This window comes from Pseudomonas sp. PK-RTE-24, assembly GCF_054052265.1.
This window is the reverse complement of sequence record NZ_CM133224.1, coordinates 2114094-2126274: the sequence shown is the minus strand read 5'-3', so window position 1 is coordinate 2126274 and position 12181 is coordinate 2114094. Positions and strand designations below refer to the sequence as shown.

General features: G+C 61.2%; 10 protein-coding genes. 1 reads left to right on the top strand and 9 read right to left on the bottom strand.

Annotated elements, in window-relative coordinates:
* Position 1: 1 nt before the first annotated feature.
* Entirely contained in the window at positions 2 to 595 is a 594-nt protein-coding gene (locus ACV8MC_RS09380; RefSeq protein WP_457265103.1) for an aminodeoxychorismate/anthranilate synthase component II, read from the bottom strand.
* Between the two features lie 407 nt (positions 596 to 1002).
* Between ACV8MC_RS09380 and estP the strand changes: the two genes are divergently transcribed.
* The gene (gene estP / locus ACV8MC_RS09375; RefSeq protein ID WP_457265101.1) at positions 1003 to 2910 is read left to right on the top strand and encodes an esterase EstP; all 1908 of its coding nucleotides are present in this window, start codon (positions 1003 to 1005) and stop codon (positions 2908 to 2910) included.
* Positions 2911 to 3083: 173 nt separating this feature from the next.
* Here the strand turns inward: estP and trpE are convergent, their stop codons facing one another.
* The 8 genes from trpE to ACV8MC_RS09335 all read right to left on the bottom strand — a co-directional run bounded on the left by trpE (position 3084) and on the right by ACV8MC_RS09335 (position 12174).
* Positions 3084 to 4565, bottom strand: coding sequence for an anthranilate synthase component I (trpE, locus tag ACV8MC_RS09370; protein WP_256808143.1), 1482 nt, complete (start codon positions 4563 to 4565; stop codon positions 3084 to 3086).
* A 70-nt stretch (positions 4566 to 4635) separates the two neighbouring features.
* The gene (locus ACV8MC_RS09365) at positions 4636 to 5454 is read right to left on the bottom strand and encodes a phosphoglycolate phosphatase (protein ID WP_041476686.1); all 819 of its coding nucleotides are present in this window, start codon (positions 5452 to 5454) and stop codon (positions 4636 to 4638) included.
* The gene (gene rpe / locus ACV8MC_RS09360; RefSeq protein WP_007918813.1) at positions 5451 to 6125 is read right to left on the bottom strand and encodes a ribulose-phosphate 3-epimerase; all 675 of its coding nucleotides are present in this window, start codon (positions 6123 to 6125) and stop codon (positions 5451 to 5453) included. Before rpe ends, ACV8MC_RS09365 begins: the two co-directional genes overlap by 4 nt.
* Before the next feature lie 114 nt (positions 6126 to 6239).
* The gene (locus ACV8MC_RS09355) at positions 6240 to 7388 is read right to left on the bottom strand and encodes an iron-containing alcohol dehydrogenase (RefSeq protein WP_016772910.1); all 1149 of its coding nucleotides are present in this window, start codon (positions 7386 to 7388) and stop codon (positions 6240 to 6242) included.
* A gap of 285 nt (positions 7389 to 7673) precedes the next feature.
* Entirely contained in the window at positions 7674 to 8498 is an 825-nt protein-coding gene (locus tag ACV8MC_RS09350) for an ABC transporter permease (RefSeq protein ID WP_016772909.1), read from the bottom strand.
* A gap of 12 nt (positions 8499 to 8510) precedes the next feature.
* Entirely contained in the window at positions 8511 to 9758 is a 1248-nt protein-coding gene (locus ACV8MC_RS09345; protein ID WP_016772908.1) for an ABC transporter permease, read from the bottom strand.
* A 199-nt stretch (positions 9759 to 9957) separates the two neighbouring features.
* Positions 9958 to 11001: an ABC transporter substrate-binding protein gene (locus ACV8MC_RS09340; protein ID WP_016772907.1), complete on the bottom strand. Its 1044-nt coding sequence runs from the start codon at positions 10999 to 11001 to the stop codon at positions 9958 to 9960.
* A 48-nt stretch (positions 11002 to 11049) separates the two neighbouring features.
* The gene (locus tag ACV8MC_RS09335) at positions 11050 to 12174 is read right to left on the bottom strand and encodes an ABC transporter ATP-binding protein (RefSeq protein ID WP_041476689.1); all 1125 of its coding nucleotides are present in this window, start codon (positions 12172 to 12174) and stop codon (positions 11050 to 11052) included.
* Positions 12175 to 12181: the final 7 nt, after the last annotated feature.

Below are 12181 nucleotides of genomic sequence, written 5' to 3'. Positions count from 1 at the left end.
CTTAGCGCGTGCCGCCGGTTTGTTTGAGGAAATTGGCAAACAGTTCATGACCCTGCTCGGTGAGGATCGATTCGGGGTGGAACTGCACACCCTCGATGTTCAGGGTCTTGTGACGCAGGCCCATGATCTCGTCGACCGAGCCGTCATCGTGCTGGGTCCATGCGGTCAGCTCGAGGCAATCGGGCAGGCTGTCGTGCTTGACGATCAGCGAGTGATAACGGGTAACGGTGAGCGGATGATTGAGGCCGGCAAACACGCCCTTGTCCTCGTGGAATACCGGGCTAGTCTTACCGTGCATGACTTGGCGGGCGCGGACTACATCACCGCCGAAGGCCTGGCCGATGGACTGGTGACCGAGGCAGACGCCGAGGATCGGCAGTTTGCCGGCGAAGTGCTTGATCGCGTCGATGGAAACGCCCGCCTCGGTGGGCGTGCACGGCCCGGGGGAAACCACGATGCGCTCGGCATTCAGCGCTTCGATTTCGGCGATGGTCAGTTCGTCGTTGCGCACCACTTTGACCTCGGCACCCAGCTCGCCGAGGTATTGCACAACGTTGTAGGTAAAGGAGTCGTAGTTGTCGATCATCAGCAACATGGCGTTTCGAACCTCTTGAATTCTGACTTGATGACAGCCTTCAGATGACTTGCCCGCGGGTGGCTGCGCGATGTCGGACGCGCACAGGGCGCCAGCACAGCGGCATTTCAAACAGACAAGGAAGGCAAAGCGATACAGATCCGGCGGAGCCGGCAGAGAAGATTCAGGCGCGCCAACGCCAGCGGGCGTGTGCCTTGATGACTTGATCCAGAAGTTTGCTGGTGATCAACACGGGGAAGGTCTCGTTCATACGTTCCGGCACAGTAACTTAGCTGGGCGGAGCGTGCAATATGGCGGGGCCTGCGGGTTATAAAACGGCAGAAGGATTCGCGACCGATGGCAAAAGGCCGTACGTTTTTGGTACTGTCGTTTCGTTCACCTACAACAATAAATAAACGGACTTGCTCATGATCAGACAGACGTTGTTTGTACCGCTGGCCAGCTGCTTGCTCGCACTCGCCTGCGCCCAGGCCAATGCAGCGCCCAATCCTTATTCCAGTTTCATCGTCTTCGGTGACAGCCTCAACGATGCCGGCACCTTCGCCGACACGGGCGGCCCGGCGGGCTCCACCGAGCGTTACACCAACCGTACCGGGCCGGTGTATCAGGATGGCAGCGGCGAAGTTTTTTCATTGAATTCCACCCAGTTGCTTGGCGGCCGCCTGGGCTTTTCGCCCGACCAGACAGCCTCTTCCAGCTCCGCGGTGCGCGCGGAAAACGGCCAGCCCGACGGCAACAACTGGGCAGTCGGTGGCTATCGCACCGACCAGATTCTCGATTCGATCACTACACAATCGGCCACCGGTGAACGCACCCGCGCAGGGTACCTGCCGTCGAACGGCTTCCGCGCCGACCCGAATGCGCTGTATTACATTTCCGGTGGCGGCAACGATTTCCTCCAGGGCCGCATCCTCAGCCTGCCCCAGGCCAACGCCGCAGCCGATCGACTGGCCGACAGCGTGCAGACCCTGCAGACCGCTGGCGCCAAATACGTGATGGTCTGGCTGCTGCCCGACGTGGGCCTGACACCTGCTCTGAACGGCACGCCGCTGCAAGCGTTCAGCAGCACCCTCGCCAACCAGTTCAACAGTCAGTTGGTGACGCGCCTGCAAGGCATCGACGCCGAAGTCATTCCGCTGAACATTCCGGTGCTGCTCTCGGAAGTCTTCGCCGACCCGGGGCGCTTTGGTCTGGCTACCGACCAGAACCTCACCGCGACCTGCTTCAGTGGCAATAGCTGCACGGAAAACGCCCGTTACGGGATCAACAGCGCCACGCCGGATCCGACCAAGCTGATCTACAACGATGGCGTACACCCGACCGAATCCGGGCAAAAACTGATCGCCGATTACGCCTATTCGCTGTTGGCTGCGCCATGGGAACTGAGCCTGCTACCGGAAATGGCCCACGGCACCGTGCGCGCGCATCAGGATGAATTGCGCAATCAATGGCAGGCGGACTGGGAGAACTGGCAAGCGGTCGGCCAATGGCGTGCGATTGTCTCCGCCGGCGGACAGCGTCTGGATGTCGACAGCCAAAGCAGCGGCGCCAGCGCCGATGGCAGCGGTTACAACCTCAACGTCGGCGGCAGCTATCGCCTCAATGAGGCTTGGCGCGTGGGCGTGGCAGCCGGTTTGTACCGGCAGAATCTCGAGGCCGGGCACAACGACTCCGATTACAAACTCAACAGCTACATGGCCACCGCGTTTGCCCAGTTCCAGCAGAACCGCTGGTGGGCCGACGCGGCGCTGACCGGCGGCAAACTCGACTACGACAACCTCAAGCGCAAGTTCGACCTCGGCGCCAGCGAGGGCGCGGAGAAAGGCGATACCGACGGCAGTCTGTGGGCGTTCAGCACGCGCCTGGGCTATGACATTGCGCAACCGGGCAGCCAATGGCATCTGTCGCCGTTTGTCAGCGCCGATTACGCCAGTGTCGACGTCAACGGTTACTCGGAAAAGAGCAACCGCGCCACCGCGCTGACCTTCGATGACCAGAGCCGCGATTCGAAACGCTTGGGCCTGGGGATTCAAGGCAAGTACAACTTCACCGCGCAAACCCAGGTGTATGGCGAATACGCCCACGAGCGTGAGTACGAAGATGACGTGCAGAAGGTCAACATCGCCCTCAACACCCTGCCGGCCAATGACTTCACCCTTGAAGGCTACACACCGGCAAGTCACCTGAACCGCTTGAGCCTGGGCGTCAGTCACAAGCTGACGGCTGATCTGGCGCTGCGTGGGGGTTATACGTTCCGCAAGGATGATGACTTCAAGCAGCAGGGCCTGAATGTCGGGGTTGTGCTGGATTTCTGAGTGATGGATGCAAAAAAAGCGGCGCCCTGACAGGCGCCGCTTTTTTTATGCCTCAACACAAAACCCAATGTGGGAGCAAGCCTGCTCGCGAAAGCGCTGGGTCAGTCAGCATCAACGGTGACTGACTCACCTCTTCGCGAGCAGGCTCGCTCCCACATGGGAAATTGCGTGGATCAGGCGTCCGGGGTTTGCTCGGCCAGGGCCACGGCGCGGAACATCGCGCGGCGTTTGTTCAGGGTTTCTTCCCATTCCAGCGCCGGCACCGAGTCGGCGACGATGCCGCCGCCGGCCTGCACGTGCAATTCACCGTTCTTGATCACCGCCGTGCGAATGGCAATGGCGGTGTCCATGTTGCCGTTCCAGGCGAAGTAACCGACCGCACCGCCATACACGCCACGCTTGACCGGCTCAAGTTCGTCGATGATTTCCATCGCGCGAATTTTCGGCGCACCCGACAACGTACCCGCCGGCAGGATCGCCCGCAGTGCGTCCATCGCGGTCAGGCCCGACTTCAACTGGCCGGTGACGTTGGAGACGATGTGCATCACGTTGGAATAACGTTCGATGACCATTTTCTCGGTGAGCTTCACCGAGCCGATTTCCGAGACTCGCCCGGTATCGTTGCGGCCCAGATCGATCAGCATCAAGTGCTCGGCGATCTCCTTGTCATCCGAGAGCAGGTCCTGCTCCAGCGCCACGTCGGCTTCTTCGGTGGCGCCGCGTGGGCGCGTGCCGGCGATCGGGCGCACGGTGATCAGGTTGTCTTCGACGCGCACCAGCACTTCCGGCGAGCTGCCGACGACGTGGAAATCGCCGAAGTTGAAGAAGTACATGTACGGCGTCGGGTTGAAGCAACGCAGCGCGCGATACAGATCGATCGGCGCAGCCTTGAAGTCGATCGACATGCGCTGCGACGGCACCACCTGCATGCAGTCGCCGGCAAGGATGTATTCCTTGATGGTGTCGACGGCTTTTTCGTAATCGTCCTGGGTGAAACTGGAACGAAACACCGGATCGGCCGATTGCTGTTTGCTGAAATCCAGGCCACGACGCGGGGTGATCGGCTGACGCAGTTGCTCGAGCAGTTCCTGCAAACGCGCCTGGCCTTGCTCGAAGGCATCGGACTGGGCCGGGTCGGCGAGGACGATCGCGTGCATCTTGCCAGCCAGGTTGTCGAACACCACAACGGCGTCGGAGACCATTAGCAGAATGTCCGGCACGCCCAGCGGATCCGGGTTCGGGCATTTGCCCAGACGCTTCTCGACATAGCGCACACAGTCATAACCGAAGTAACCGACCAGACCACCGTTGAAGCGCGGCAGGCCGGCGATGGTCGGCACGTTGTAGCGCGCCTTGAAGGTTTCGACGAACGCCAGCGGGTCTTCAACCTCGTGGCTTTCGGTCTCGACGCCATCAACGCTGATGCTGACGTGATGGTCGTGCACCCGCAGCACGGTGCGGCACGGCAGGCCGATGATCGAGTAACGGCCCCATTTCTCACCGCCCTGCACCGACTCGAGCAGGTAGGAGTTGGGCTGGTCGGCCAGTTTCAGGTAGATCGACAGCGGCGTGTCGAAGTCGGCCAGGGTTTCGCAGGCCAACGGGATGCGGTTATAGCCGTCAGCGGCCAGACGCAGGAATTCTTCGCGATTCATAAGGTGCCTCGTGGGGTGAGGTGCAATCAGTCAGGTATGCAAACGCGCCGGCAGGGCCGGCCAGAATCAGTCAGGCGCGCCAACGCCAGCGGGCCAGGGCCTTGATGACTTTCATCCAGAGTTTGCGGGTGACCACCACGATGGCGTTTCCAGAAGGGGGTTGAACAGCGTCGGGCAACGTTATCCCACCGGCCAGATCCAGGCAACCGGGAATTAGTTTGCGCAAATCGTCGATCACCAGTGCTGGGGATTCCTCGGCAATCGGCCGGCCATGGTTGTAGCCATAACTCAGCGCCACACACTTGACCCCCGCTGCTTTCGCGGCCTGCACATCACTGCGCGAGTCGCCGACGAACAACGATTGCGAGGCCGGAATGTTGGCCATTTTCATCACGAAAAACAGCGCCGCCGGGTCAGGCTTCTTCTGCGGCAGGGTATCGCCGCCGATGATCCACTTGAAGTAGCGCCCGATCTTCATCTGATCGAGCAGCGGCGCGACGAAGCGCTCCGGCTTGTTGGTGATCAACGCCATGGCCACGCCTTGTTTGTGCAGCCACTTGAGCGTGTCGCGCACACCGGGATAGACCACGGTCAGTTCATGGCTGGCGCCGTACGCCTCCATGAAAATCTCCAGTGCGCGCTCGGCTTCAGCGTCGTCCACTGCCGAGTGATCGATGCCACCCGCCAAGGCCCGACGCACCAGCACCGGCGCGCCATTGCCGACCCATTCGCGCACCGCTTCGATACCTGCCGGCGGACGGCCGAGGGAGAGCAGCATGGTGTCCACCGCCGCTGCCAGGTCGGGAACCGAATCGATCAGCGTGCCATCCAGATCGAACATCACCAACCGTGGCAGCTGCCCCGGGAACAACTGCTCAAAACCGCTCATGGGCGCGCCAGTGCCAGTTCGGAACGCATCTTGTCGATGACTTCCTGATAGTTCGGCGCGTTGAAAATGGCCGAGCCGGCGACGAAGGTGTCAGCGCCAGCAGCGGCAATTTCGCGGATGTTGTTGACGTTGACGCCGCCGTCGATTTCCAGACGGATGTCGCGACCGGAAGCGTCGATGATCGCCCGCGCTTCACGCAATTTGTCGAGGGTGCCGGGAATGAACTTCTGCCCGCCGAAGCCCGGGTTGACGCTCATCAGCAGGACCATGTCGACCTTGTCGATCACGTACTTGAGCACATCCAGCGGAGTCGCCGGGTTGAACACCAGACCGGACTTGCAGCCGCCTTCGCGGATCAGTTGCAGCGAGCGATCGACGTGCAAAGTGGCTTCCGGGTGGAAGGTGATGTAAGTCGCGCCGGCTTCGATGAAGTCGCCGACGATGCGGTCCACCGGGCTGACCATCAGGTGCGCGTCGATCGGCGCGGTGACGCCGTACTTGCGCAGCGCCGCGCAGACCATCGGGCCGATCGTCAGGTTGGGCACGTAGTGGTTGTCCATGACATCGAAGTGGACGAAGTCGGCGCCGGCGGCGAGAACGTTGTCCACTTCCTCGCCGAGGCGGGCGAAGTCGGCGGAGAGGATCGACGGAGCAATTACGAAGGGCTGCATGACGCACCTGTGCTGAGCTAAATCACGATGGCGCGCATTGTATACCTCAAGTTTCCACGCGCGCACCGGGACCGCGATGATTGGGTTGTGCCATGAGCCCTCAGCGACCGCGCCTCAGTAAGCCGCGCGGTAGATCTTCTCGATGTCGCCGGCGCTGAGTTTGCGCGGGTTGTTGCGCATCAAGCGCTCGATGCCGGCGGCCTCCACGGCCATCGCCGGAATTGCTTCCTCAGGTACGCCGAAACTGCGCAGCCCGGCAGGGATTTCCACCGCCGCGCACAGGTCGGTCATGGCCTGCACGGCTTTGTCCGCGGCTTCGCTGGCGCTCAGATGCGCGGTCTTCACGCCCATGGCTTCGGCAATATCCTGCATGCGTTCGACACAGGCCATTTTGTTCCAGGTCATCACATAGGGCAGCAGCAAGGCGTTGCTGACACCGTGGGCAATGTTGAAGCGCCCGCCCAGCGGATACGCCAACGCATGCACCGCACCGACCCCGGCGTTACCGAACGCCATGCCGGCCATGAGGCTGGCGGTGGCCATGTCTTCGCGGGCTTGCAGGTTGGCGCCGTTGGCGTAGGCCTTGGGCAAGGCGCTGGCGATCAACTTGATTGCGCCAATGGCGAGGGAGTCGGTGATCGGCGAGGCATTCACCGACAGGTAGGATTCGATGGCGTGCACCAGTGCATCGACACCACTGGCGGCAGTGACGCTGCGCGGACAGGTCAGGGTCATTTGCGGACTGACCAGCGCCACATCCGGTAGGAGATAGTCGCTGACGATGCCTTTTTTCAACTGCGCGACCTTGTCCGACAGGATCGCTACGTTGGTGACTTCAGAGCCGGTGCCAGCGGTGGTCGGGATGGCGATCAGCGGCGGGCCTTTGCGCGGCACCTGATCGACGCCGAACAGATCTTCCAGCGCGCCGTGATATCCGGCGTAGGCGGCGACACTTTTGGCAATATCGATGGCGCTGCCGCCCCCGAGGCCGATCAAACCGTCATGGCCGCCTTCGCGATAGGCGCGCATGCAGTCTTCGACGATGGCGATTTCCGGATCGGGCAGTACACGGTCGAAAATCTCGTATTCGCGCCCGCCGAGTTGCACCAGCGCCAGCTCGACAGTACCGGACTTGACCAGCGCGGCGTCGGTGACGATCAGCGGGTTATCGATGTCCAGACGGGTGAGTTCGGCGGCCAGTTGTTCGATGGCTGCGGCGCCGGTGATCAGTTTATGAGCGATTTTGAACTGGGACAGACTCATGGTGCGCAGCCTCTTATAGATATGGGAGCCGGGCACAAGATTAGCTGGGGATTTGGGGTTGTCTGCTATTCAGGGTGTGAATGGTTGATCGGATAGGAAGATCAAGAGCCCCTCACCCTAACCCTCTCCCGGAGGGAGAGGGGACTGACCGGGTTGTACTCTCGAAATACATCGACCTGAATTACCGAGTCGAACTCCGGCCGCGAAAGCCACGAAGATCTGCTCCCTTCCCCCTCGCCCCCTTGGGGAGAGGGCTGGGGTGAGGGGTGGCTTTTGACCTTGATCTCAGACCTGCGCAGTACGCAGTTTCTCGCTACGCCCGCGCAGCCATTCCAGGGTCAGCAGCAGAATCACCGAGAAGGCAATCAGTAACGTCGCCGCCGCTGCAATCGTCGGGCTGAGGTTTTCGCGAATCCCGCTGAACATCTGCCGAGGCAATGTCGCCTGCTCAGGCCCGGCGAGAAACAGCGTCACCACCACCTCATCGAAAGAAGTCGCAAAGGCAAACAGCGCCCCGGAAATCACTCCCGGCGCAATCAGCGGCAAGGTCACCCGGCGGAATGCAGTCAGCGGCGATGCACCGAGACTCGCAGCAGCACGCACCAGATTGTGATTGAAGCCCTGCAACGTCGCCGACACGGTGATGATCACAAACGGCACACCCAATACCGCATGCACGACGATCAGCGAGAAGAAGCTGTTACCCAGCCCCAGTGGCGCGAAGAACAGATAGCTGGCCACGCCGATGATCACCACCGGCACCACCATCGGCGAAATCACCAGCGCCATCACCAGCGACTTGCCGGGGAAGTCGCCACGGGTCAGGCCGATCGCCGCCAAGGTGCCGAAGATCATCGCCAGCACCGTCGCCGCCGGGGCGACGATGATGCTGTTCTTCAGTGCACGCATCCATTCCGCCGAGGCGAAGAAGTCGTGGTACCACTGCAGCGAGAAACCCTGCAGCGGATAGACCAGGAAACTCCCCGAGTTGAACGACAGCGGAATGATCACCAGCACCGGCAGGATCAGAAACAACAGGATCAGGCCGCAGAGAATCCGCAGGCTGTAGAACCACACCCGTTCAATGGGCGACATGTAAGGACTCAGCATCGCAAATTCCCCTTAGCTCAGGCGCAGGCGACTGGCGCCGACCAGCCAGCTGTAGATCAGATAAAGCACCACGGTCGCCAGCAACAGCAAGCCGCCGAGCGCGGTGGCCATGCCCCAGTTGATGCTGGTGTTGGTGTAGAAAGCGACGAAGTAGCTGACCATTTGGTCGTTCGGGCTGCCGAGCAGCGCCGGGGTGATGTAGTAGCCAATCGCGAGGATGAACACCAGCAGGCAGCCGGCGCCAACGCCGGCATAGGTCTGTGGGAAGTAAACCCGCCAGAAACTGGCGAACGGATGACAGCCGAGGGAAATCGCCGCGCGCATGTAGGTCGGCGAGATGCCTTTCATCACGCTGTAGATCGGCAGAATCATGAACGGCAGCAGGATGTGCACCATCGAGATGTAAACGCCGGTGCGGTTGAACACCAGTTCCAGCGGTTTATCGATGATGCCCATGGCCAGCAGCGCACTGTTGATCAAACCGCCGGATTGCAGCAGCACGATCCACGCTGCGACCCGCACCAGAATCGAGGTCCAGAACGGTAGCAACACCAGAATCATCAGCAGGTTGCTCTGCCGCGAAGGCAGATTCGCCAGCAGATAAGCCAGTGGATAGGCGAGCAGCAGGCAGATCACGGTGATGACCAGGCCCATCCAGAACGTGCGGGCGAAGATGTCGAGGTAGATCGCCTGATCCGGGGTGGCCGGGGCCAGTTCGCCAAGGTCATCGATACGGTGATCGACCGCCGCCAGCAGGTAATACGGAGTGATGCTGCTGGTGTTGCGTTTCACCGCTTGCCAGTAGGCCGGGTCGCCCCAGCGTTCATCGAGCGCTTCCAGCGCTTCTTTATAAGAAGCCGGTTCGCTGGCGAACGGCAGCGCCCGGGCGGTTTTGGTCAGCAGGCTGCGGTAGCCGGCCAACTCCATGTTCAAGCGCTTGGACAGATCGCCCAGCGTCTGGTTTTTGCGGGCTTCGGCGAGGTCTTCGCTGGCCGCCTTGTACACCGGTTCGGCGGGCAGACCACGGCCGTCCCAACTCGCGATGGCAGTGACAGTGCGCGGCATGCCGCCAACCACTTCCGGGTTGCCGACGCTTTTATAGAGCAGCGCCACGATCGGCACCAGAAACACCAGCAGCAGAAACAGCACCAGCGGCGCAATCAGTGCCTGGGCCTTCCAGCGGTTGACCCGCTCGGCGTGCTTGAGCTTCTGCTTCAAGGTGGGGCTGGCGCCCTCGTTCAGGGGAACGGCGATGGCCATGACGTACTCCGCAAATCTTTGATCGTTACAGAGGTGGCGAACCACCTCGAACTTTTGCCAGTGATCGTTCCCACGCTCTGCGTGGGAATGAATTCCAGTGACGCTCTGCGTCACACAGGGACGCGGAGCGTCCCGGGCGGCATTCCCACGCAGAGCGTGGGAACGATCATCCGGAAAGCCATCGGTCCGCATGCTTGGCTTATTTGGCAGCCCAAGAGTTGAAACGCTGTTCCAGTTGCTCGCCGTTGTCAGCCCAGAAGCTGACGTCGATCTGCACTTGGTTGGCGATGTTTTCCGGGGTGGTCGGCATGTCTTTCAGGACATCCTTGGCCAGCAGCGGCACGGCTTGGGTGTTGGCCGGGCCGTAGGCGATGTTTTCCGAGTAGGTCTTTTGCTGCTGCGGCTGCACCGAGAAGGCGATGAATTTCTTCGCCGCTTCGGCGCGTTTGGCATCCAGACCTTTCGGGATAGCCCAGGCGTCGAAGTCGTAGATGCCGCCGTTCCACACCACTTTCAGGTTGGATTCTTTCTGCACCGCCGCAATGCGACCGTTGTACGCCGAGCTCATCACCACGTCACCGGAAGCGAGGTACTGCGGCGGTTGTGCACCGGCTTCCCACCACTGAATGCTTGGCTTGAGCTCATCGAGCTTCTTGAAGGCGCGATCCTGGCCGCCCTTGCTCGCCAGCTCTTTGTAGACGTCTTTGGGCGCCACGCCATCGGCCATCAGCGCGAATTCGAGGGTGTACTTGGCGCCTTTGCGCAGGCCGCGCTTGCCCGGGAATTTCTTGGTGTCCCAGAAATCCGCCCAACTGGTCGGCGCGGTTTTCAGCTTGTCAGCGTTGTAAGCCAGTACGGTCGACCAGACGAAGAAACCTACGCCGCACGGCTGAATGGCGCCTTTGACGTAGTCTTCGGTCTTGCCGAACAGGGCCGGGTCGAGTTGCTCGAACATGTCTTCGTCGCAACCCCGGGACAGCTCTGGCGATTCAACTTCGACCAGATCCCACGACACGCTCTTGGTGTCGACCATGGCTTTGACCTTGGCCATCTCGCCGTTGTATTCGCCAGCGACGATCTTGCCGTTACCCGCCGCTTCCCACGGTGCATAGAAGGCTTTGACTTGCGCCGCCTTGTTCGCCCCGCCAAACGACACCACGGTCAAGTCCGGGCCGGCGGCCATTGCGCCGGTCGCACCCATCAGGCCCAGAGTCAGGGCGGTGAACTTCAGGGATCTCAACATTTATTGTTCTCTCCACGTGCAGGGTTGGTGTTGGTATTGCCGGGGCGCTTAGTGCGCCTCTAAAAGCGGATCGAGCGCACGAACGTGCTCGACCTGCCAGCCAAGCGGTACCACGTCGCCGACGCTGAGCGCAGGATCGAGCTCGGCAATCGGTTGTTTCACGAAGAAGTCGGTCTTGCCGCAGACTTCCAGGCGCACCCGGACGTGGTCGCCCAGATAGATGAATTCCGCCACCCTCCCTGAGAAGCGGTTGACGCATTGATCGCTCGAACCGTTGAGGCTGACGCGCTCCGGACGGATCGACAGGGTCACCGGCTCGCCGGTCTGGCCAACGTTGACGGCCAGCGCCTCGACCTTTTCGCCACGGCCCAACTCGACCACACAGCGCTCGCCGCTCTGGCTGAGCAGGCGGCCGTTGAGGCGGTTGTTCTCGCCAATGAAGTTGGCGACGAAGGTGTTTTTCGGTTCTTCGTAAAGCGTGCGCGGCGGCGCAATCTGCTGGATCTCGCCTTGATGGAACACCGCGACGCGGTCGGACATGGTCAGTGCTTCGCCCTGGTCGTGGGTCACGTAGACCACGGTCACGCCGAGGCGCTGGTGCAGGTGCTTGATCTCCATCTGCATGTGTTCACGCAGTTGTTTGTCGAGGGCGCCCAGCGGTTCGTCCATCAGTACCAGTTGCGGCTCGAACACCAACGCGCGGGCCAGTGCCACACGCTGCTGCTGACCGCCGGACAACTGCGCCGGATAACGCGAGGCGAAGGCATCGAGCTGAACCATACTGAGGACTTTCTTCACCCGCTCGCTGACATCGCTTTTATTCAGGCCGCGCACGGTCAACGGGAAAGCAAGGTTCTCCGCGACAGTCATGTGCGGGAACAGCGCGTAGTTCTGGAACACCATGCCGATATCGCGCTTGTGCGGCGGCACGTTGTTGATCGAACGCCCGGACAGAAGGATTTCACCGGCGGTCGGCGTTTCGAATCCGGCGAGCATCATCAGGCTGGTGGTCTTGCCGGAACCGGACGGCCCGAGCAGGGTGAGGAATTCGCCTTTGCGAATGTCCAGGTTGAGGTCTTTGACGATCAGGTTCTCGCCGTCGTAGCTCTTCTGCACACCACGAAAGCTGACCAGCACATCACTGGTCCCTGCGCTTGTATCGACCTGGCTCATACCCACA